The following is a 21,218-nucleotide window of genomic DNA, read 5'->3' on the forward strand; positions in this document are numbered from 1 at the left end:
TTAGGCTGATTCGGTGTGTGATGTTAGCCGGTTGCGGCTTTCAACAACAGGATCGCGCGCGGACGCTGACCGACCTTCGCAGCGCCGCGCGAGACTTCCCTTGACTCGCTGTTACTCGTAATCGGCGATCGGCACGCACGAGCAGAACAGGTTGCGATCGCCGTACACGTTGTCCGCACGACCGACCGGCGGCCAGTACTTGTTCGCGATCAGCGTGTTCAGCGGATACGCAGCGGTCTCGCGCGCATACGCATGCTTCCAGTCGTCGGCGATCACGACCGCCGCCGTGTGCGGCGCGTGCTTCAGCGGATTGTCCTCGCGGTCCGAGCGGCCTTCCTCGACCGCGCGGATTTCCTCGCGGATCGCGATCATCGCCTCGATGAAGCGATCGAGCTCTTCTTTCGACTCCGATTCGGTCGGCTCTACCATCAGCGTGCCCGGCACCGGGAAGCTCATCGTCGGCGCGTGGAAGCCGTAGTCGGCGAGGCGCTTGGCGACGTCGTCGACGGTGATGCCGCTCGTGTCCTTGATCGGACGCAGATCGAGAATGCACTCGTGCGCGACGAGACCGCCGGGGCCCGAGTACAGCACCGGATAGTGCGGCGCGAGCTTGTTCGCGACGTAGTTCGCGTTGAGGATCGCGGTTTCGGTCGCGGCCGTCAGGTTCTTCGCGCCCATCATCGCGATGTACATCCACGAGATCGGCAGGATCGACGCCGAGCCGTACGGCGCGCCCGACACCGCGCCGATGCCGTTCTCCGCGCGCTGATAGCCCGACGAAGTCTGGTTCGGCAGGAACTGCGCGAGGTGCGCGCCGACCGCGACCGGACCGACGCCCGGTCCGCCGCCGCCGTGCGGAATGCAGAAGGTCTTGTGCAGGTTCAGGTGCGAGACGTCGCCGCCGAACTGGCCCGGCGCGCACAGGCCGACCATCGCGTTCATGTTCGCGCCGTCCACGTACACCTGGCCGCCGTGCGCATGCACGATCTCGCAAATTTCGCGGACGTTCTGCTCGAACACGCCGTGCGTCGACGGGTACGTGATCATGATCGCAGCGAGCTTATCGGCATGCTGCGCGGCCTTCTTCTTCAGATCCTCGATATCGACGTTGCCCTGCGCGTCGCATGCGACGACCACGACCTGCATGCCGGCCATCTGCGCCGACGCCGGGTTCGTGCCGTGCGCCGAAGCGGGAATCAGACAGACGTTGCGATGCGCTTCGCCGCGCGACGCGTGATATGCGTGGATGATCAACAGACCCGCGTACTCGCCCTGCGAGCCCGCGTTCGGTTGCAGCGACACGGCCGCATAGCCGGTTGCGGCGACCAGCATCTCTTCGAGCTGATCGATCATCTCGCGATAACCGACGGTCTGTTCGGCCGGTGCGAACGGATGGATCTGGCCGAACTCGGGCCACGTGACCGGCAGCATTTCCGAGGTCGCGTTCAGCTTCATCGTGCACGAGCCGAGCGGGATCATCGAGCGATCGAGCGCGAGGTCCTTGTCCGACAGGCTGCGCAGATAGCGCAGCATTTCCGTTTCCGAATGATGGCGGTTGAACACATGATGCGTGAGGTACGTGCTCGTACGTTCGAGCGCGGCCGGCACCGACGCGGTGTTCGATGCGCTCAGCGCGGCGTCGAGCGCGTCGACTTGCGGCACGTCGCTCGCGAAGGCCGCTTGCGCGAACACCGCGAGCAGGTCGGCCAGATCGTGGCGCGTGGTGGTTTCGTCGATCGACAGACCGACTTGCGTCGCACTCACGCGGCGCAGGTTGATGCGCCTGGCCGTGGCCGCGTCGAGCAGCGCTTGAGTGCGTGCGCCGGTGTCGAACGTAAGCGTGTCGAAGAACGTTTCATTGACGAGCTTATAGCCGAGCTGCTTCGCGCCTGCGGCGAGCAGCGCGGCGACCCGGTTCACGCGCAGCGCGATCGTCTTCAGACCGCGCGGGCCGTGATAGACCGCATACATGCTCGCCATGATCGCGAGCAGCGCCTGCGCGGTACACACGTTCGAGGTCGCCTTCTCGCGGCGGATGTGCTGCTCGCGGGTTTGCAGCGCGAGACGCAGCGCGGGGTTGCCTTGCGCGTCGACGGTCACGCCGACCAGACGTCCCGGCATCTGCCGCTTGAATTCGTCGCGCACCGCGAGGTACGCGGCATGCGGGCCGCCGAAGCCGACCGGCACGCCGAAACGCTGGGTATTGCCGACCGCGACGTCCGCGCCCCATTCGCCCGGCGGCGTCAGCACCGTCAGCGCGAGCAGGTCGGCGGCGACGACCACATGGCCGCCCGCCGCGTGGATCGCTTCGGTCAGCGCGCGGTAGTCGCGCACGTCGCCGTTCACGCCCGGATATTGCAGCAGCACGCCGAATGCGTTGGCGTCGGCGGCTTCAGCGGCCGGGCCGACCTTCACTTCGATGCCGACCGGCGTCGCGCGCGTCTTCACGACTTCGATGGTTTGCGGCAATACGTCGTCGGCGACGAAGAACACGTTCGACTTCGGTTTGCCGACACGTTGCAGCAGTGTCATCGCTTCGGCGGCGGCGGTCGCTTCGTCGAGCAGCGATGCGTTCGAGATCGCGAGGCCGGTCAGGTCGGTGACCATCTGCTGGAAGTTCAGCAGCGCTTCCAGACGGCCTTGGGAAATTTCAGGCTGATACGGCGTGTACGCGGTGTACCACGCCGGATTTTCCAGCACGTTGCGCAGGATCACCGTCGGCGTATGGGCGTTGTAATAGCCTTGGCCGATGTAGGAGCGGAACACCTGGTTCTTGTCCGCGAGCTCGCGCAAGGCGGCGAGCGCTTCGGCTTCGCTCTTCGGTTGCGCGAAGGGGCCGAGCGGCAGCGCTTCGGTGCGGCGGATCGTCTTCGGAATGACGGCGTCGATCAAGGCCGCGCGCGACGCGAAGCCGAGTGCTTCGAGCATCGCTTGCTGGTCGGCCGTATCCGGGCCGATATGCCGTTCGGCGAAGGCGTCGTGCACTTCGAGCGCGGCGAGCGAGAGAGGAGTGCGGTTCATCAGACGATCCGGGTGTTCGAGCTTCATGGGTGTTCCTGGCGGCGCGGCGCGCGCCGTTGTGCGAGCGCCGCGCCTGACGGTTAAAACGAAAAGTGAATCAGGCAGTAACTCAGGCGCCGATCGACTTCGCGTACGCGTCGGCGTCGAGCAGACGCTCGAGCGACGCGTCGGCGGCCGGCTTGATCTTGAACAGCCAGCTGTCGTACGGCGTGCTGTTGACGGTGTCCGGCGAGTCGCCGACGGCCGTGTTCGCTTCGATGACTTCGCCCGAAACCGGCGCGTAGATATCGGAAGCGGCCTTCACCGATTCGATCACGGCGACGGTGTCGCCGGCGGTCACGGACTTGCCGAGTTCCTGGACTTCGAAGAAGACGATGTCGCCGAGCGCTTCCTGCGCGTGGTCGGTGATGCCGACCGTCAGCGTGCCGTCCGCTTCGGTGCGGACCCATTCGTGCGATTCGGTGTATTTCAGATCGGCCGGGATGCTCATTGGATGCTCCTGAACGGTATGTTCGGTAGTGGTTTGAATGTAGGGGCGTGCGCCGGCCGCTTAGACCGCCAGCACCTTGCCGTTGCGCACGAACGGCAGTTTTACCACGCTTGCGGGGCAGGCTTTGTCGCGAATCTGGACATGCACCGTGTCGCCCGGCTGCACGCCTTTCGGCACGCGCGCGAAGGCGATCGATTCCTGCATGGTCGGCGAGAACGTGCCGCTGGTGATTTCGCCGTCGCCGTGCGGCGTGACGACTTTCTGATGCGCGCGCAGCACGCCGGCAGCCTTGCCGTTGTCCTTCAGCAGGATCAGGCCGACGAACCCGGCGCGCGAGCCGTCGGCTACGAGGCTGCTCTTGCCGATGAAGTCGCGCGGTGAGGTGAGGTCGACGGTCCATGCGAGACCGGCGTCGAGCGGCGAGACATTGTCGTCCATGTCCTGGCCGTAAAGATTCATGCCGGCTTCGAGGCGCAGCGTGTCGCGTGCGCCGAGACCGGCCGGGCGCACGCCTTGGGCGGCGAGCGCATTCCACAGCGCTTCGACATGCGTACCGGGCACGATGATCTCGAAACCGTCTTCGCCGGTGTAGCCGGTGCGCGCGACGGTCAACTCGCCGAACGGCGTGCCGTCGATGCGCGCGGCGTTGAACGGCTTCAGCGCTTCGGTCGCGGCGCGCGCGGCCGGCACGGTTTGCCACGCTTTTTGGCGCGCGTTCGGGCCTTGCACCGCGATGATCGCCAGATCGCGGCGCGGCGTGATGGTGAGGCCGAAGCCGCCTTCGGCGTTGAGCTGGCCGAACCAGGCGATGTCTTTGTCGGCGGTGCCGGCGTTGACGACCACGCGGAAGTGGTCTTCGCCGAAGTAATAGACGATCAGGTCGTCGATCACGCCGCCGTTCGAATTCAGCATGCAGGAGTAGAGCGCGCGGCCCGGCGTTTGCAGCTTCGCGACATTGTTCGCGAGCGCGTATTCGAAGAACGCGCGGACGCGCTCGCCGGTGAAGTCGACCACGCACATGTGGGACACGTCGAACATGCCGGCGTCGGTGCGCACCGCGCGATGTTCCTCGATCTGCGAGCCGTAGTTGACGGGCATGTCCCAGCCGCCGAAGTCGACCATGCGGGCATTGAGCGCACGGTGAGCGGCGTGGAGCGGGGTGTGTTTGAGTTCGGTCATGGGGCCTCGGGCGTCTCGCGGAACAAAAAAGGCCATGCGGTGCACTGCCTCGCGGCCTTGTGCCTGCGAGCGTGGTTCTGCATGACCCCTCTGTCCTCGATACCTGAGAGATTGCGCCGCCGCGACTGGCTCAATGAGCTCGATTCGTCACGGGGAAACGCGCGCCCCTTCGGTGGGCAGCTTGCCTGCGGTACACGACGTGCGACGCGGATGGCTACTGCCGCTCTCCAGAGTGCGAAAAAACCGCCGGAAGACGGGTTTTTCGACGCGGTCGGTCCTTTTGCCTGAGAGTTTGCGGGTGTGCCCCTTCGGCGGCGCGGCCTGCGATTTTTCGCTTGCCAGCACGCTCTCCCGACGCGTGCGGCGAATGTACGCGACGGGCCGGGGCTTGTCAAATAAAGGGCCGGGAGCGCTCACTCGCCGATCGCATGAGCCGCATTGTCCAGTTCCTGGTTCAGCACGCGCTGTTCTTCCGCGGACAAACCGCCACCGTGCTGCGAGGCCATGTCACGCGCTTCCTGACGGATCGTCTCGAGGCGGTGATGCAGCGCGGCGCCTTGCGGCGGTGGGTAATAGCCCTGATTCACCCGAGTGTCGATACGGCGCGCGAGATTGTCGATGCGGCCCTCGACCTGATGCAGGCGCTGGTCCGCGATCTGCTGCGGAGTCGGGCTCGGGTGCGGGGCCGGCGGCGGCGTTACCACGCAGGCGGCGACGGAGCCGAGCAGCGCGCATGCAACAAGGGCACGGATGATTCGAGACATGGATTCTCCAGGAGTCGTTGTCGTATCGATTGCTACCTCGCTAGCAACGGATGACGAGGAACGCCCGCTGACTCGGCAGCGGGCGAATTTGTAACGTTATGTTCCTTTCTGGCACGTCAGGAAAGGCCCGCGCCGACGGCCTTTACGGCGCGGAAGGTCATCCTGTTTTCGGCACACAGACCGCGCGAGCACGGTGCCACGCGCAGCGATGCAAGGCTCAGCGAATGCGCTCGAACGGCAGCCGCACGCCCTGCTCGGAGCTGCGCGCGGCCAGTTCGATGATCGTCATTACGTCGACCGCGTCGCGCGTGCTGACCGGAAATGCGACGCCGTTCTGGATCGTGTCGGCCAACGCAATATAGAAGCCTGCGTACTCGCCGTTGCGGGTGGGCAATTCACGCTCGACTTCCTGGTCGCCTTCGAGCACGCGCAGCACGCCGGGGGTGTTGCCGGCGCCGAAGCCTGCGTCGCCGGGGCGCAGGCCGGCTTTCAGCTGATCTTCCTGGGTGTCGAGGCCGTGTTTCACATAGCTGCCGCGCGTTCCATGGATCGCAAAGCGCGGTCCCGGCAACGCGGTCAGCGCGCTTGCATGCAGGACGACCTCGAACTCCTCGTAGCCGAGCTGAATGTGCACGTAGTCGGGTGCGCTTGCGTCGTCGCGATGCGTGCGCACCGTCGCCGAGACGGTCTGCGGTGCGCCGAAGAGGGCGAGCGTCTGGTCGATCAGATGCGGACCGAGATCGAACAGCAGACCGCCGCCGCGCGTCACGTCTTCGCGCCAGCGCTGACGCACGCTCGGTCGGAAACGGTCGAAATGCGATTCGTAGTGCGTGATGCGGCCCAGTTCCACGCGCGCGAGCAGTTCGCGCACGGTCAGAAAATCGCCGTCCCAGCGGCGGTTGTGAAAGGGTGCGAACAGCTTGCCGCGGGCGAGCGCGATATTGGCAAGTGTGTGGGCGTCGGCGGCGCTCAGCGTGACAGGCTTGTCGACGACCACGTGCTTGCCGGCTTCGAGCGTGCGACGCGCGAGGTCGAAGTGGGTGTCGTTGGGCGTCGCGATCACGACGCAGTCGATGTCGTCGAGCGCGAGCAGCGCGTCGAGATCGGCGACGATCTTGGCGTGCGGATAGTCGGCGTGCGCTCTCTCGGATTGCCCGGTCGCAATCGCGGCGACGCTCGCGCGTCCGCAATGTTCGATCACCGGTGCGTGAAACGTCGCGCCGGCGAAGCCGTAGCCCATCAATCCAACCTTCAGCGATGCGGACATGCGATTCTTCCTGGAGGAACGGCGCGCCGCCTTGCCACCGCGGCGGCGGCGCGCAATCTCATCATTGTGGCATTTGTGGGCTGGACCGGGGGCTGAGCATGACCCCATCGCGGAGTCCATCGCGGTTGTCCATGTTAACATCGCACCTCTCGCGCGCATCGAGCCGCGCAGCATGTCCCGGGCCTTCGGCCGGCGCCTCCCGCCGGTCCGACCTCAGCGGCCCTCAACCGTCTTACCCATCCACAAACGATGTCCGCAGGCCTGAACCCCGCTCAAAGTGAAGCGGTCCGTTATCTCGACGGTCCTTGTCTCGTACTCGCCGGCGCCGGCAGCGGCAAGACGCGCGTGATCACGCAGAAAATCGCTCACCTGATCGAAGCGAAGGGCTTCGAGCCACGCCACATCGCCGCCGTCACGTTCACGAACAAGGCCGCGGCGGAAATGCGCGAGCGCGTCGGCAAGCTGCTCGAAGGCAAGACGCTGACCGCGCCCGGCAAGGAAGGCCGCAAGGTGCCCGTGAACCAGCTGACGGTGTGTACCTTCCATTCGCTCGGCGTGCAGATCCTGCGGCAGGAGGCGGAACACGTCGGCCTGAAGCCGCAGTTCTCGATCATGGATTCCGACGACTGCTTCGGCATGATCCAGGAACAGGTCGGCTCGACGGACAAGGGCTTCATCCGCAAGATCCAGTCGATCATCTCGCTGTGGAAGAACGGCCTGATCATGCCCGAGCAGGCGATCGCGACCGCATCGACCGAGGACGAGCATCAGGCGGCGATCGTCTATCGCAACTACGTGGCGACGCTGCATGCGTACCAGGCGGTCGATTTCGACGATCTGATCCGCCTGCCCGCCGAGCTGTTCGCGAGCAACGAGCAGGTGCGCGATCGCTGGCAGAACAAGCTGCGCTATCTGCTGATCGATGAGTATCAGGACACCAATGCGTGCCAGTACGAACTGGTGAAGCTGCTGGCCGGCAAGCGCGCGGCATTCACGGCGGTCGGCGACGACGACCAGGCGATCTACGGCTGGCGGGGCGCGACCCTCGAGAACCTCGGCCAGCTCGGCAAAGATTTTCCGAATCTGCACCTGATCAAGCTCGAACAGAATTACCGCTCGACGGTGCGCATCCTGACCGCCGCGAACAACGTGATCGCGAACAACCCGAAGCTGTTCGAGAAGAAGCTGTGGTCCGAGCACGGCATGGGCGACACGATCACGGTGACGGGCTGCAACGACGAGGAGCACGAGGCGGAGTCGGTCGTGTTTCGGCTGTCCGCGCACAAGTTCGAGCGGCGCGCGAATTTCCGCGACTACGCGATCCTCTATCGCGGCAACTTCCAGGCGCGCATCTTCGAGCAGGTGCTGCGCCGCGAACGGATTCCGTACGTGCTGTCGGGCGGCCAGTCGTTCTTCGACAAGGCCGAGATCAAGGACATCTGCGCGTACCTGCGCCTGATCGCCAATGCGAACGACGACCCCGCGTTCATTCGTGCGATCACGACACCGCGTCGCGGCGTCGGCAATACGACGCTGGAGGCGCTCGGCGCGTTCGCGGGCCAGGCGAAGGTGTCGCTGTTCGAGGCGGTCTACATGGGCGGCATCGAGGCGCGTCTGTCGCCGCGTCAGATCGAGCCGATGCGCGCGTTCTGCGACTTCATGCAGCGCCTGACCGACCGCGCGGAGAAGGACGCGGCGGGCACGCTGCTCGACGAGCTGATGGAAGCGATCCACTACGAAGCTTACCTGTACGACGCGTTCGACGAACGCCAGGCGCAGGCGAAGTGGCAGAACGTGCTCGAGTTCGTCGAGTGGTTGAAGCGCAAGGGCACGAAGAAGGAGCCGGCGGCCGGCAGCGAGGCGACCGGCTACGACACCGCCGACGGCTTCGGCGACACCGGCAAGAACCTGCTCGGCTTGATCCAGACGGTTGCGCTGATGTCGATGCTCGAAGGCCGTGAGGAAGATCCGGATGCGGTGCGGCTGTCGACCGTGCATGCGTCGAAGGGACTCGAGTATCCGCACGTGTTTCTGGTCGGCGTCGAGGAAGGCATCATGCCGCATCGCGGCGGCGCGGACGACGAACCGATCGACGACGCGCGCATCGAGGAGGAGCGCCGGCTGATGTACGTCGCGATCACGCGCGCGCAGCGCAGCCTGCACCTGAACTGGTGCAAGAAGCGTAAGCGGGCGCGGGAGACGATCGTCTGCGAACCGTCGCGCTTCATCAACGAAATGCTGCTCGACGATGCGCCGCCGCCGACGCCGGAAGAAGCGCCGATGTCGCCGAAGGATCGGCTCGCGAGTCTGAAGGCGCTGTTGCAGAAGGCGTGAGCGGGCGGGGCTTCAAGTGCCGGCCTGGTGCGCTTGCTTGTCATTGCGCAAAAAAAAGTCCCTGCATCGCGTTAGCGCATGCAGGGATTTTTCGTTTAGCGTCCGATGCCGCCCGTTTTACTTCACCGCGCTGACCATATAGTCGACCGCGGCCTTCACGTCCGCATCCGATGCGTTCGAGCCGCCCTTCGGCGGCATCGCGCCCTTGCCGTGCAGCGCGTAGTTGTAGACCGTGTCCATCGAGTCCTTCAGACGCGGCGCCCATGCTTCCTTGTCGCCGAACTTCGGCGCGTTCAGCACGCCGGCCGCGTGACAGGCCTGACATACCGACTGATACAGCGCCTTGCCGGCCTGCGAAGCGTCCGCGCTTTGCGCGCCGCCTGCTGCCGGCGCGGGAGTCTGCGGCACGCTGGCCATGGCGGCCATTGCCGCGGCGGCCTGGGCCGCGCCCGCGTCCGATGCGAGTGCCGTGCCGGATGCCGCAGCGGCACCCGATGCCGCGGCCGCGCCCGCCGCCGGCTGCGCCGGCTCGGGGAAGCTCGCGCCCGAATTGTTCGCCATATAGACGACCGCGCGCGCGATCTCGAAGTCGCTGTAGTCGTCGGGGCTCGTGCCGCCGCGCGGCGGCATCGCGCCCTTGCCGGACAGCGCGGTGTGCCACAGCGTGTCGAAGCCTTGCGCGATGCGCGGCGCCCAGTCGGCGGTGTTGGTGAATTTCGGCGCGCCTGCCGCACCCGACGCGTGACAGGCCGAGCAGACCGCCTTGTAGACTTCCTCGCCGGTCTTGTAGACGCGCGGTGCGTTGGCGTCGCGGACCTCGACCTGGGCGAGCGGATGGATGCGGGCGGTGACTTCGGCTTCGGCGAGGGAGTCGGTGCCGGCGCCGGTGCGCGTCGAATTATCGACGTAGACGGCGAGCAGAACGATGATGACGATTGGCACAGCAAAGCCGGCGATGACCGCGGCGACGAGCTGTGCTGGGGTTTTGATCGGGGCTCCGTGTGGTGCTTCGCTCATGCTTGTCTCGTCTCCGTGGGTATGTGAGCGGTACAGCGCGACGGCAACTTCTTGTTCTTTATCAGCCACGGACGATTATAGACGCAAGGTTTCGGCGGCGGCGAGGGGGCCTGGAGGGTGTTCAGCAGGCGTTTACCCGCATCGGCATGGATGATGGCGGGGCTTCGGGAATACGGTGGAGCAGGCGTCGGAGGCCGTCCGGTGGACGGTTCGGCCGAAACCGGGTATCCTTGCGGTCTCTCGCGTTGGCGTCGCGTCCCTTCCGGTTGCAGTGCTTTCGCGTAGATTCCCCGCAGTTTTGTGGTGAAGCGCCCGTAGCTCAATGGATAGAGTACTGCCCTCCGAAGGCAGGGGTTGCTGGTTCGATCCCAGCCGGGCGCGCCAAAAAAGGTCATTCTCGGTCAAGGGCTTACGCGCGTTGTGCGCTAAGCCCTTTGGTATTTTTGCGGCTTTGTATCGTTCGACACTGGCTGAGACTCTGCGGCTGAAATGTAATTCGACGGTGCCGCCGCCGCGGTCGTACGACCATCTCCTTAAACATCCTCTTCCAGTCGCCTTTGATATCCACGACGAGCCAGCCTTTCGCAGCAGCCTCGTCCAACCCCTTATAGAGCTTTCCAGGTTTCGTAACGGGGTCAAACGCATATTCCGGTTCCGCATCCACCACAATATTGACCCGCGAGGCGGGTCGGCGAGACTGCGCCGTTGTTCTGGCTATGCCGGTATTTACCTGTGCTGCCGATCACCTGCTCCGGCGGAACGCCCTACATCCGCTGAGCGAGATCGCGGACAAATTCAACATCGTTGCCCGTCACGAGATATGTCTTGAAGCCATTGGCGCGTAAATAAGCGAGTAACTCGAGCATCGGCTGATACGCGAGTTCGGTACAAGGCCGGCGAAAGTTCGGATCGCTCCCGAGTCGAACGATTCATGCACGAGCCCAGCAAATTGCTCGCTCGTCATGCCTCCATGTGCAGCCGCCATACCTGCATCGATCCAGCATCCCCACTCGCCGCCACACCCTTGAGATTGCCTTTGAGCATGGAGCGAAACGGTTCCTACCGCTTCCATTCCGGATGCTTGCCGACCACCGCCTTCACGCGTTGCAGCGCGAACACCAATTGCGCTCAAGCGGGTTGCTTCGGCCACAGCGTGCCGTCATTGTCGAACACGGCGATCCGGTCGGCTCGCGGAATGAAGTTCTTGGACTCAGGCGTCGTCATCAGCGTGACGAAATCGCTGATCGACCATTGCGCCGGCGTCTCATTTCAGGACGCGAGCGCCGCGGCTGTCGATGCACCGCTCTTTCACGCGCCCCTGTTCTCTGCGGCAAAACCGGAGCAGGCGGAAACAAGGACAACGGCAAAGGCAATGCCGTACCGGCGGAGCGTGCGAATCAGGAAAGCCTCATCGAAATCGGTGGGTCGGACCTCAAAAAAGCGCCGGTCTAATTGGGCGGACTGGTTATTGCATCCCGCAAAGATTTCTTCGACACGATGACCGAACTCGTCCCCGCACGAAGAATACGAAAATGAATTCGAATTTGCGTCGGACAACGGCAGCGAGTGCGCGGGCGACCGCTGACGAGCGATTCAGGCACAGAGCCGGCAGTCTGGAAAGGGCACCCGAAAGAGCCCTTCCACCGGCGGAAAAACGATCAGCGGCCGGGCGCGCGCTCGCAGATCGCGTACACGCTGGAGCACAGGTCGGGATAGACACGCCCCAGTTCAAAACATCCGTCCAAATACGCTTTGGTGATGATGCCGGCCTGCAATGCGGCATCGATCTGGAAGTTGGCGAGCCCCTTGAAAAAGACGCCGCCTTCCGTGACCGGCCGGAGCTTTGCTGCGCGGAGATCGGCTCGCAGTGTATCGATCGAATAGGTCACCCGGTGCCCGTGCGCGGCCTCCGCCGGCGTCACGGCTGCGTGATGGTCGATCAACCCCATGCTGACCGCGATCTGGCGCGATCCGGCGCGCGCATTCGGCGCGGCCACGAACAGGCGGCCACCTTCGGATAGCCAACTGCCGATACGGCCCAGCACGTCGACCGGGTGATCGAGGTGTTCGAGCGTGTGAATCAGGAAGATATTGTCGTAGCGTCGCGCCGGTTCGAAAGTCTCGAACGTCGAGTGATGGAATTTGACGGCGCCTTTGGTTTTATCCGACGCAACGGCAATGCAGTCTGCCGATGCCTCAACAACTTCGAGCGAATCGAACCGCTGCATCAGAAGCCGCGTGAAGTTGCCTTCGAAGCATCCCAGCTCGAGCGCGTTGCCGTTCACAACGAACGGCGCGACCGTCTGAAGCATGTATTCATGCATCAGGTAATCGAAGCCGTAAGCGTAGCGATGCTCGGGATGATCTTTCGCCTCCGCGTTGTAGTCTCTGCTCATGTTATCAATCCTGTCCGCGTTGATAGAACCGCTGCTCCACCGGCACGTAGAACTCATCCAGCGACTCCGGCACCCGGGCATTGAAGCCGAGCACCTGGCGCATCCATGCGTTACAGCGGTTGAGATTGCGGTAGCCGAACAGCCGCGCGTAATCGAGCTGCGGCTTGAAGAAAGGGCTGGTGAACGTTAGCGTCAGCGCGCGGCGTGGCGCGTTGGTGGTATTGCGGCCGGTGGCGTGCCACATGCGTGAATCGAACAGCAGGACCGACCCGCGTTCTCCGGTCGCACGCGAAGCTCGCGCGTAGAAGTCCTCGTCGGCGGGCTGCTGCTGCACGTTTTGCGAGCGCGAGAGAATGTGAGTCGCGCCATTTTCCAGCGTGAAATCGTCGAGCATGACCAGGGCGTTGACCATGAAGCGCCGCGTGTCGGAGCCGAAGCGGATATCGCGGTGCACGTTCTGCACGTACGAGCGCGAGTCGCGCTCGTTAATCACCCCGCCGTATGAATTCAGAATGAAGTTGCCTCCAAAGTATCCTTTGAAAACCGGCTCCAGCGCGGAGAACTCCGCCAGCAACTCGACGTAGCACGGGTCATCCATTAGCAGGTGGTGCAAGGTGCCGGCGCTATTGTCCAGCACGCCGTTGCGTCGCCGGATGTCATCGCGCAACGCGAGCGAAGGAGCGAGTGCCTTGACCAGCGAATCGATCAGTTCACCGCGAATCACGCGGGGAATCACCGTCCAGCCTGCGGTTGCGAGCGCGGTGTGGTGGCGAGCGTCAATTGTGTTCATAAGCTATGCGGATCAACCCCAAAGGTGAAGGACTCAACGCCGATCGGCCGCGAGCAGGGCCATCGGAACGACGTCGAGATAGCGGCCGTCCTTGAAGACGGCCTGGCGCAACAGACCTTCAGCGCGAAAACCTACTTTTTCGTAGAGGGCAATGGCGCGGTCGTTGGACGCGAGCACGGTCAACGAGATGCGGTTGAGATTGAGATCGCCGAATGCGTGTTCGAGCGTCAGACGCGTTGCGGCCTCGCCGATCCCATGGCCGCGCGCCGACTCGACGCCGATCTGGATCGAGAACTCCGCACAGCGATTCACCCAGTCGATGCCTAGCAGGTACGTCACGCCGACCAACTCCCGCGTCGCTGCAAGGCATACGGCGAGACGAACATTGCCGGCACGCGAACTCAGGTAGCTGTCGAACCATTTGCCATCGATCTCGGGGCCGACATACCGGAAGGTGCCGCCCAGCAGGCCGACGAGCGCCTTGTCGGCGCGCCACGCATTGATGGTCGGCAGGTCGCCGCGCTCGATCTCACGCAGGAATATGGTGTTGTCGATCATGCCAGCCGGTCCAGTAAGTGTTGTGCGATCGGTGCCAGGTCATCGGGCGTCAACCGCTGATCGCACGGCAGGCACAGCGTCGAGCCGGGAAGATTGCGCTCGAACTCAGGCATGCCTTCAGCGGCAGCCACGTCCGGCCAATAAGTGGGTGTATAGATGCGTTGTGCCCGAAGCGCTTCGCGCAGTCCGGCAGGTGCATCGAAAAATGGATAGCAGAGCGGTACCGACTGTCCGTCATGACGAAACGTGAAGCGGTTGTAGCGTTGCAGCTTCTCGTGCAGAAAAGCGAAATTCTCGACTCGCTGCGAGCGCACGCTGTCGTAGTCGATACTCGCGAGCAACCGTTCGGTGAGTGCGGACATCCGCAACGGCTCCTGCTCCTTCAAGCTTTCTTCGGCGACAGCATAGTAGGCGTAACCCGCTTCTGCATCTCTTCCAAGGCGGGTCAACAGATGACTACAGCGCAGCAGCGAGGCTTCGTCGATGGCCTCCGGCAGGTCGATTGCCTTCTGAGTGACGAGCAAACCGCCGTCTGGCACGCCGAGAAATTTTCGGGGGGAGTACAGCGTGGCCAGGCAATGGGCAGGCTGCGCGAACAACGCCTGAGCGTTGTCGATCACGACGCGTTCGCGCGGAAAACGGCCAAGCACGTCGTCGACCTGGTGAGCGCACAAGCCAAAATAGTTGACGTAGACGAGCCATTCGCCGTGTGCTACGTCGGCGGACTGCACACGTAAATCGGCATCGAGCCGGTAGCGTTTGATGGGCGTGCAGGTCATGCGCAGAGGTTCGACCATCGCGTCGCATATGTACCAGGGCATCCAGACGGCGGTCGGGCGCACAGAGCGCAGCAGCGCGAGAAACGCAGCGCGCGACGACTGGAAACGCAGTGCGCCGTCGTGAAACGTCGCTTTGGTGCGCGGCAGTTCGAGCTCGAAATATCCGCCGATCGCATACGGCTCGAGCGGGGTCATGAGCATACCTCGACGCACAAGATATCTTGCACGCGGTTCTTGCTGTTGAACATCAGGACGTCGAGAATCGATAAGGCAGGCTGAAAAGCCTGGCCAAACTGCGCGTAAGGGCTGAGGTTCGGTTCAATGAAAGCGAGTTCCATGCCGCGTGCGGAAAATACCTTGCTGTCGTAAAGCGCCCGGCCGCCGGGCAGATTTACGTAGATGCTCGCCTGCTCCTTTTCGCAGATGTCGACGACGCGATCGACGCCCTTGAGTTGCGCATTGCCGTATTTCGTCGAAGACGGGACGAATTCGGTGTCAATCTCCAGGTAGCGGCAGATTTCCACGACGGTTTGTGCTGCGAGCGACGAAATCGGCGTCAGCGCTTCGCTCATAATCCGCTCGATCAACGCACTGACTTGCGGGTAATGAGGCGCTTTGGCATATGCGTGCCGAACCGATTCGAGCAGCTTGCGCAGCCACCGCTCGCTCGGCTCCACGTGCACTTCGTTGATCTTGAGCGAAGAACTCGCGCCGCTGAGTGGTACGGTCAGATAACGCACCTGGTCGCCCAGCAGTATCCGGTTGCGGTTGATCCAACCGTTCTTGATGTAGTTCACGTCGTCGTAAAAGACGAACTTGTCGACTGCAGCCGCCAACTGGAAATATCCGATGTACGGAAACAGGTACGGCTGCATGATCGCGAGCTTCATGACGTTCAGGCGTCCACAATGATCCCGATGATGCGATCCAGCATGCTATCCGTCAGCGCCGGGAAAATCGGCAGGCACAGTACCTGTTGCGCGGCGGCATGCGCGACCGGAAGGTTGTCCTGGCGCGCCGAAGGCAGGCCGCGATAGATCGGAAAATCTGAGATCAGCGGATAGAAGTAGCGGCGCGCGTAGATGTTCGCGTCGCGGAACTTCTGATACAGCGCGTCGCGGCTGATCGGATAGTCCGGTCCGACAAGAATCGGAAAGTACGAGTGATTCGCGACTTTCTCACCCGCCTTCGGCAAACAACGGATACCCCGCACGTCGCGCAGACGCTCACGATAGAGCGCGTCGATCTGCGCACGGCGTGCCAACGCTTCGTCGATGTGCTGCAGTTGCAGCAGGCCGAACGCGGCATTGATCTCGCTCATCTTGCCGTTGATGCCGGACGCAACTACGGTTACCTCATCGACGAAGCCGAAGTTCTTCAGATGGTCGATGCGTTGTTTCGTCTTGGCGTCCTGGCAGATGATCGCGCCGCCCTCAAACGTGTTGAAGACCTTGGTTGCGTGGAAGCTCAGCACGGCGAGGTCGCCATGCTCGAGCACGCTGCCGGTTTCGGTCTGCACGCCGAACGCATGGGCTGCGTCGTAAATCACCTTGAGGTTGTAGTTGTCGGCGATCTTCTGGATCGCTTCGACGTCGCACGGCTTGCCGTAGCAATGCACCGGCATGATCGCGGTGGTTTGCGGCGTGATGGCTGCCTCGATCCTGGCCGGGTCGAGATTCAACGTCAGCGGGTCGACGTCGGCGAATACCGGCTTGATGCCGTTCCAGACCAGCGAATGGGCGGTGGCGACGAACGAATAGGGCGTGGTGATCACTTCGCCGCTCACGCGCAGCGCTTGTAGGGCGGTGAGCAGCGCAAGCGTGCCGTTGGTGAATAGCGCGAGATGCTTCACGCCGAGGTATTTGCACAACGCCGCTTCGAACTGCTGGTGAAACGGACCGCCGTTCGTCAGGATCTTGCTGTCCCAGATCTGTTGAAGATAGGGAATGAATTCTTCGAGCGGCGCGAGGTGCGGCTGGGTAACGTATATGCGCTCGTCGATCTGCGGTTCGATGGCCCCAAGCGGTAAGGCTGCGTTCACTTGTTTTCCCCTGTCTCGGACTGCGCGGTGGAGTTGTCTGTGGCGGCGGCGGCATCTTCTGCGGATACTTCGAAGGCGACGGGCGGCAGGCCTTCGCACCAGCGCTGCCACATGATTCGCAGGGCCCGCGACAAACCTGCGGCAACTACCTCGGGGCGGAATGCCGCCGACGCCACGCAGCGTTCGCGCAAGCCGGTGCGCAATGCGGCGAGCGCAGGGATATCGGAGGACAGCGCAAGGCCTTTGGCGACGAAATCCGCCTTGTCCGCGGCGAGAAACTGTTCAAGCCCGACGTGTGACATCCAGGTCGCGCCTGCGCGGCTGGGCAGCGTGTCGCCTGCAATCGTCAACGTCGGCACGCCCATCCAAAGCGAGTTCAGCACGGTCGTCGAGCCGGTGTACGGAAACGTATCGAGACAGATATCGACGTGAAAATGCTGCTGCAGATAGACCGCCAAGCTTGAGCGGCGGCGGAACATGAGGCGCTCGCGCGTGATGCCGGCCTTCGCGAACCAGTCGGTGAGAAGCTGTTCGTCCTCATCGGTTGCGATCGCGCCCAGCAACATCTGCGACGACGGTTGCGCATGTAGCAGTTGCGCCCACAGCTCGATTACGTCAGGACGCAATTTGTTCAGGCGGTTGAAGCTACCGAACGTCACATAGCCATTGTGCATGGCCGGCAGGATATTGACCGGCGGCGCGCTTTGTTCCGGCAGGAACGGCGCGTTTGCGGGCAGGTGAACGATCTTTTCCGAAAAGATGCGTTCCGCCGGGCCGAACGGCACACCGAATTTGTCGACGAGGTAATAGTCCATCGCGCTGAGTCCGGTCGTGGCGGGATAGCCCAGCCAGCTGACCTGAATCGGTGCAGGCTTGCGCACGAACGTGAGAAGGCGATTGCGGCCGGTGTGGCCGGACAGGTCGAACAGAATGTCGATCCGATCGTCGCGAATCCGGTTCGCCAGTTGCGCGTCCGGCATGCCCGTGATCTGGTGCCACTCGTGCGCGCATTGTCGCAGCAAATGCGTGTAGTCGTCTTCCAGGATATGGTTGTTGTACACATGAAGCGACACGCTCGGGTCGGTCGCGAGGTGCTGCATGATCGGCAATAGATAGGACGAGACCGCGTGGCGGAAAAGGTCGCCGGAGACGAAGCCGATTTTCAGCTTGCGATGTGGCGCGCGCTTATTCACGTGGCGTGGCCACTGCGAGCGCACCGGGGCTTCGTGCTGGTCGGCGAATTTGATGTGTTCGGCGAACAGCTTGTCGGGCTTGACTTCGGGATTGTGCGCGAGCGAAAAGAGAAAGTTGTCGGCCGCGATCGCATCTTTCGGGTCTTTCTCAAGCGCAACGCGGAAGCTCTGCTCGGCCTCGCTCACCATGCCCAGATCGAGCTGCAGCACGCCCAGAGTGTTGTGCATCCCGGAGGTGTCCGGCGCCAGTTCAATCGCGCGCCGTGCAGCGGCGAGGCCCTCGGCGACGCGTCCCTGGTGAACCAGTGCCATGCCGTAGATCCGCTGTGCTTCTGCGTAACCCGGATTGATCGCAATGATCGCGCGGCAGGCTTCTTCGGCTTCCTTGAGCAAGCCTTTCAGTCGAAGCGTATCCGCAAGGACGGTGCGGCTTTCCAGTTCCTCGGGAAGAAGTTCTGCGGCTTTGCGCAACGGAACGAGTGCGTCGTCGTACCGTCCAAGGCGATGCAGCGCAATGCCGTACCAGCGCCATGTCATGCCGTCGGCGGGGAAGCGCTGAGTGAGTGAGCGCGCGAGCTTGACGGCCTCGGCAATCTGGCCTCTGTTGTACAGCGATGTGAATCGTGTGGTTTCCTGCTGGCTGACGCGCCGCGCCGCGGCGATCTTCGATTTGCCGGTGTCCGGGTTCGCCGTCGCTGCGTCGGCAGCGGGCTCGGCGCTCGCCTGGTTCTCTGCCTGCGGATTCTGAACTGCCACGGGCTGCGTCGGAACGACCTTGCCCGGATTCGCCAGCCGCACGATCAGACCATCCACCGCCGGGCCCTTTAGCCCCTGCTTCTGGCCCATTTCCAGCGCCAGCCACGCGGCGGCGGTTTCGCCCGCGTCGATCAATGCACTGATATAAGCCGCCCAATATTGACCGTTTTGCGGCTGCTGACCGAGCGCCAACTCGAATTGGGGCAGTGCGTCGGCGGGGCGGTCCGTTTGAACGAGCAGCACGCCGAGGTCGTACAGCGCATCGGAGTGCTGTGGCCTCGCGTCGAGGATCGCCCGGTAGAGTGCTTCGGCGTCGTCGAATTCGCCCTTGTGGTGGTGCTCCAGCGCCGTTTGCAAGACGAGCGCGATGTCGTGCTCGAGCTGTTGTTCGGGCGTCAAGGGTTCAGCCGTCGGCTGCTCGTACAGGAGAGTCATAGTCTCAGCGCAGAATGGTCTATGACGGAAATTGTGCGGCGGAGAGTGGCTTTCCGATGCTCGGAGATGACGGTAAAAAGGCCGCCTGTTTAGTGTATGGAGCGGGCTGCCGCTAACCGGCGGGCAAGAAAAAAGCCCGCGCGAGGCGGGCCAACGGAACGAGCGTGCCTGACTTCGGCACGTGGTTCTTGTTATCTGGTGGGCCGGTGCGACCGGTTGGCTTCGGAACGGAAGCCGCACCGGGGGGCCGCGCTGCGGATGATTTACAGGCGGGCCATCCGCTGGTATTCGCTGGCGGCCTTGGCGCGCCCGATCGCGGCTTCGAACTCGCTATGCAGTTCTGCCTGGGTGATGGCCGCGTCGGCGAGCAGCGCGGCGTCGATCGCCTGAATCTGGCGGATCAGGTCCAGAGCGGCCGGTTTCTGATCGGCGCTGAGCGACATCAGGAGCGGCGAGCGCGCTTCGGTCAGGCGAGCCGCTTCCGGCCAGTCGGCGAGCGAGGCCGCCTGCTCGATGTCGCGCGTGATGGACAGCACGCGTTCGACCAGTTCCATCTGGTTCCTACGGTTCGCGTCCAAGGCTTAGCCCTTGTTCGTAGCCAGCGCGCCTGCGCTGTTGGTGCCGCCGAACAGCTGGGTCAGGTATTGCGAATTGTTGTTCATGGTCGCCATCAGCGTGTTCAGCGCGGTGAATTGAGCCTGGTACTGGCTCGTCAATTGCGCCGTGTAGTCGGCGAGCGCGCTTTGCTGCGTGGTGATGCTCTTCAGGTCGGCATTCAGCGCGGTGTTGCGCGTATCGATGATGCCGCCGGTCTGCGTGAATGTGGTGATGCTGGTGTTCAGCTGCTCGGCAATCCCGTTGGTCGAATTGAAGAGCGACGCAACAGTGGCCGGGCTGCTCGTCAGCGCAGTGTTCAGCTTGCTGTTGTCGACCACCATCGTGCCGTCAGCCGGATCGTCCTTGAGCGTGATGCCGATTGCCGCCAGCGTGGCGCCGGTGCTGCCCGAGCCGACCGAGCCGCCGACTATCGTGGCGAGCGTGTTCCTGATTGTCTGCAGCGTGGAGTCGCCCAGCAACGGACCTTGGGAAGATGCGCCGGAGCTGTACGACGTGAGCGAAGACATCGTCGTAACAACGGTGTTGTAGAGGCTCACGAAATTGTTGATCGCGGTGTTCTGCGAGCTGGTGTCCTGCGCAATGGTGAGCGTCTGCGTCGTGCCCGCGGAGGCCGCCGTGAGGTTCATCGTGACGCCGGAAATCGCGCTCGTTACCGCATTGGTCGAACTGCTGGCCGCGATTCCGCCAACCGAGAATTCTGCGTCTTGTGCGTAGCCGCTTTGCGTCCAGGCGCTGCTCGAATTTGCCGAAGTGATGGTCGACTGGCCGCCGGTGGTGCTCGCGGTCGATGTCACGCCGAGGCTCGACAGGCCGGTGTCGCTGGTGACGTTGCTGGTCGATACGTTGATGACGTTGGCCGCACCCGTGTTGGCCGCGCGCAGCACGAGGTGAGCGCCGTCCGTGCCGGTCACGATGGTGGCCGTGACACCCGGGTTGCCGCTGCCGGAATTGATCGCGGCTGCGATTCCGGAGAGCGTGTTATTGGTGCTGTCGACGTTGATGCTCATCGACTTGCCGCCGAGGGAGACCGTCAGCGTGCCCGTACCGAGTTGCGTCGTGGCACCGAATGCCGCTGACGACAGAGCCTGCGAACTGGCGATCTGCGTGACCGCGATCGAATAGCTGCCGGCCACCGCACCGGCCCCCGCCGTTGCCGTCAGTCCGGTGCCGCTCGCGGTTGCCGCGAAAGTCGACAGCGTCGTGCCGTTGGCCAGGTTCGCAATGCCGGACTGCAGCGCGCTCAGCGCCGAACTGAGCGCGCCGTACGCGGACAGCGTGGTGTTGTCGTTGGTCTGTTGCGCCGACAGAGCCGCGGTTTGTCCCGCGGTCTTCGCGTTCACGAGTGCCGTGACGAGCGTCGATACGTCCATCGACGAATTGCCCGTTGAGCCGCTGATGATCGATTGAGCAGCCGACTGCAGCGCGCTATTGGCGCTTGCTGTAGAAGACGTAGTTGGGATCGAGGACATGCGGAGGCTCCGGGCGTCGGGGAATCTTTCTGTATTGGGTGGTGTGCGATGCTACATCACTTTGTGATGGAAATGCACAGCGGGAGGCATGCCTCCCGTTGCTTGAGACCC

General features: G+C 63.4%; 17 protein-coding genes, 1 tRNA gene and 2 riboswitches. Of the genes, 3 read left to right on the forward strand and 15 right to left on the reverse strand.

Translation table 11 applies throughout. The features are described from left to right. Positions 1–111: 111 nt before the first annotated feature. The 5 genes from gcvP to QFZ91_RS15315 form a co-directional block, all read right to left on the reverse strand. On the reverse strand, positions 112–3,048 hold the full coding sequence (gcvP, locus tag QFZ91_RS15295; RefSeq protein ID WP_429567711.1) for an aminomethyl-transferring glycine dehydrogenase: 2,937 nt from the start codon (positions 3,046–3,048) through the stop codon (positions 112–114). An 82-nt stretch (positions 3,049–3,130) separates the two neighbouring features. Next, positions 3,131–3,511, reverse strand: coding sequence for a glycine cleavage system protein GcvH (gene gcvH / locus QFZ91_RS15300; protein WP_013090937.1), 381 nt, complete (start codon positions 3,509–3,511; stop codon positions 3,131–3,133). A gap of 60 nt (positions 3,512–3,571) precedes the next feature. Next, a complete protein-coding gene (gcvT, locus tag QFZ91_RS15305; RefSeq protein WP_429567712.1) occupies positions 3,572–4,690 on the reverse strand; it encodes a glycine cleavage system aminomethyltransferase GcvT in 1,119 nt (372 codons plus the stop codon). 80 nt (positions 4,691–4,770) lie between these two features. Beyond that, positions 4,771–4,931, reverse strand: a riboswitch (glycine riboswitch). A 21-nt stretch (positions 4,932–4,952) separates the two neighbouring features. Then, a riboswitch (glycine riboswitch) is annotated at positions 4,953–5,054 on the reverse strand. Positions 5,055–5,103: 49 nt separating this feature from the next. Beyond that, positions 5,104–5,454 carry a hypothetical protein gene (locus QFZ91_RS15310; protein WP_176125396.1) on the reverse strand — a complete coding sequence of 117 codons (351 nt, stop codon included), beginning with the start codon at positions 5,452–5,454 and terminating at the stop codon, positions 5,104–5,106. 217 nt (positions 5,455–5,671) lie between these two features. Next, positions 5,672–6,721 (reverse strand): oxidoreductase, encoded by a 1,050-nt coding sequence (locus tag QFZ91_RS15315; RefSeq protein ID WP_429567713.1) that lies wholly within the window; start codon positions 6,719–6,721, stop codon positions 5,672–5,674. A gap of 249 nt (positions 6,722–6,970) precedes the next feature. On the opposite strand from QFZ91_RS15315, the gene QFZ91_RS15320 reads away from it, so the two are divergent. Beyond that, the gene (locus QFZ91_RS15320) at positions 6,971–9,055 is read left to right on the forward strand and encodes a UvrD-helicase domain-containing protein (protein WP_429567714.1); all 2,085 of its coding nucleotides are present in this window, start codon (positions 6,971–6,973) and stop codon (positions 9,053–9,055) included. A gap of 117 nt (positions 9,056–9,172) precedes the next feature. On the opposite strand, the gene QFZ91_RS15325 is transcribed toward QFZ91_RS15320, so the two are convergent. After that, the gene (locus QFZ91_RS15325) at positions 9,173–10,072 is read right to left on the reverse strand and encodes a c-type cytochrome (protein ID WP_429567715.1); all 900 of its coding nucleotides are present in this window, start codon (positions 10,070–10,072) and stop codon (positions 9,173–9,175) included. 308 nt (positions 10,073–10,380) lie between these two features. Between QFZ91_RS15325 and QFZ91_RS15330 the strand changes: the two genes are divergently transcribed. Next, positions 10,381–10,456: transfer RNA gene (locus QFZ91_RS15330), tRNA-Arg, on the forward strand. Positions 10,457–11,149: 693 nt separating this feature from the next. After that, the gene (locus QFZ91_RS15335; protein WP_429567716.1) at positions 11,150–11,524 is read left to right on the forward strand and encodes a hypothetical protein; all 375 of its coding nucleotides are present in this window, start codon (positions 11,150–11,152) and stop codon (positions 11,522–11,524) included. 206 nt (positions 11,525–11,730) lie between these two features. On the opposite strand, the gene QFZ91_RS15340 is transcribed toward QFZ91_RS15335, so the two are convergent. From QFZ91_RS15340 to fliD, 9 genes are all read right to left on the reverse strand, one after another. After that, positions 11,731–12,468 (reverse strand): class I SAM-dependent methyltransferase, encoded by a 738-nt coding sequence (locus QFZ91_RS15340; RefSeq protein ID WP_429567717.1) that lies wholly within the window; start codon positions 12,466–12,468, stop codon positions 11,731–11,733. 4 nt (positions 12,469–12,472) lie between these two features. Further along, positions 12,473–13,105, reverse strand: coding sequence for a phytanoyl-CoA dioxygenase family protein (locus QFZ91_RS15345; RefSeq protein ID WP_429567718.1), 633 nt, complete (start codon positions 13,103–13,105; stop codon positions 12,473–12,475). 186 nt (positions 13,106–13,291) lie between these two features. Next, entirely contained in the window at positions 13,292–13,816 is a 525-nt protein-coding gene (locus tag QFZ91_RS15350; RefSeq protein WP_429567719.1) for a GNAT family N-acetyltransferase, read from the reverse strand. Further along, a complete protein-coding gene (locus tag QFZ91_RS15355; RefSeq protein ID WP_429567720.1) occupies positions 13,813–14,790 on the reverse strand; it encodes a hypothetical protein in 978 nt (325 codons plus the stop codon). The genes QFZ91_RS15350 and QFZ91_RS15355 overlap by 4 nt, the downstream gene beginning before the upstream one ends. After that, complete coding sequence (locus QFZ91_RS15360) at positions 14,787–15,485, reverse strand: WbqC family protein (RefSeq protein ID WP_429567721.1); 699 nt, start codon at positions 15,483–15,485, stop codon at positions 14,787–14,789. Before QFZ91_RS15360 ends, QFZ91_RS15355 begins: the two co-directional genes overlap by 4 nt. Before the next feature lie 5 nt (positions 15,486–15,490). Beyond that, on the reverse strand, positions 15,491–16,636 hold the full coding sequence (gene vioA, locus QFZ91_RS15365; protein WP_429567722.1) for a dTDP-4-amino-4,6-dideoxy-D-glucose aminotransferase VioA: 1,146 nt from the start codon (positions 16,634–16,636) through the stop codon (positions 15,491–15,493). Beyond that, entirely contained in the window at positions 16,633–19,020 is a 2,388-nt protein-coding gene (locus tag QFZ91_RS15370) for a tetratricopeptide repeat protein (RefSeq protein ID WP_429567723.1), read from the reverse strand. The genes vioA and QFZ91_RS15370 overlap by 4 nt, the downstream gene beginning before the upstream one ends. A gap of 263 nt (positions 19,021–19,283) precedes the next feature. Next, complete coding sequence (gene fliT, locus QFZ91_RS15375; RefSeq protein WP_429567724.1) at positions 19,284–19,574, reverse strand: flagellar protein FliT; 291 nt, start codon at positions 19,572–19,574, stop codon at positions 19,284–19,286. Between the two features lie 27 nt (positions 19,575–19,601). Next, positions 19,602–21,107, reverse strand: coding sequence for a flagellar filament capping protein FliD (gene fliD, locus QFZ91_RS15380; protein ID WP_429567725.1), 1,506 nt, complete (start codon positions 21,105–21,107; stop codon positions 19,602–19,604). Positions 21,108–21,218: the final 111 nt, after the last annotated feature.

The sequence above is a fragment of the Paraburkholderia sp. JPY419 genome (genome assembly GCF_050435705.1).
In the GTDB taxonomy this organism is placed as follows: Bacteria; Pseudomonadota; Gammaproteobacteria; order Burkholderiales; family Burkholderiaceae; genus Paraburkholderia; species Paraburkholderia youngii.

What these genes read in the sequence shown, in the direction of transcription:
- gcvP (WP_429567711.1), bottom strand. Translation starts at nt 3,048, where the DNA reads ATGAAGCTCGAACACCCGGATCGTCTGATGAACCGCACTCCTCTCTCG.
- gcvH (WP_013090937.1), bottom strand. Translation starts at nt 3,511, where the DNA reads ATGAGCATCCCGGCCGATCTGAAATACACCGAATCGCACGAATGGGTC.
- gcvT (WP_429567712.1), bottom strand. Translation starts at nt 4,690, where the DNA reads ATGACCGAACTCAAACACACCCCGCTCCACGCCGCTCACCGTGCGCTC.
- QFZ91_RS15310 (WP_176125396.1), bottom strand. Translation starts at nt 5,454, where the DNA reads ATGTCTCGAATCATCCGTGCCCTTGTTGCATGCGCGCTGCTCGGCTCC.
- QFZ91_RS15315 (WP_429567713.1), bottom strand. Translation starts at nt 6,721, where the DNA reads ATGTCCGCATCGCTGAAGGTTGGATTGATGGGCTACGGCTTCGCCGGC.
- QFZ91_RS15320 (WP_429567714.1), top strand. Translation starts at nt 6,971, where the DNA reads ATGTCCGCAGGCCTGAACCCCGCTCAAAGTGAAGCGGTCCGTTATCTC.
- QFZ91_RS15325 (WP_429567715.1), bottom strand. Translation starts at nt 10,072, where the DNA reads ATGAGCGAAGCACCACACGGAGCCCCGATCAAAACCCCAGCACAGCTC.
- QFZ91_RS15335 (WP_429567716.1), top strand. Translation starts at nt 11,150, where the DNA reads ATGCTTGCCGACCACCGCCTTCACGCGTTGCAGCGCGAACACCAATTG.
- QFZ91_RS15340 (WP_429567717.1), bottom strand. Translation starts at nt 12,468, where the DNA reads ATGAGCAGAGACTACAACGCGGAGGCGAAAGATCATCCCGAGCATCGC.
- QFZ91_RS15350 (WP_429567719.1), bottom strand. Translation starts at nt 13,816, where the DNA reads ATGATCGACAACACCATATTCCTGCGTGAGATCGAGCGCGGCGACCTG.
- QFZ91_RS15355 (WP_429567720.1), bottom strand. Translation starts at nt 14,790, where the DNA reads ATGACCCCGCTCGAGCCGTATGCGATCGGCGGATATTTCGAGCTCGAA.
- QFZ91_RS15360 (WP_429567721.1), bottom strand. Translation starts at nt 15,485, where the DNA reads ATGAAGCTCGCGATCATGCAGCCGTACCTGTTTCCGTACATCGGATAT.
- QFZ91_RS15370 (WP_429567723.1), bottom strand. Translation starts at nt 19,020, where the DNA reads ATGACTCTCCTGTACGAGCAGCCGACGGCTGAACCCTTGACGCCCGAA.
- fliT (WP_429567724.1), bottom strand. Translation starts at nt 19,574, where the DNA reads ATGGAACTGGTCGAACGCGTGCTGTCCATCACGCGCGACATCGAGCAG.
- fliD (WP_429567725.1), bottom strand. Translation starts at nt 21,107, where the DNA reads ATGTCCTCGATCCCAACTACGTCTTCTACAGCAAGCGCCAATAGCGCG.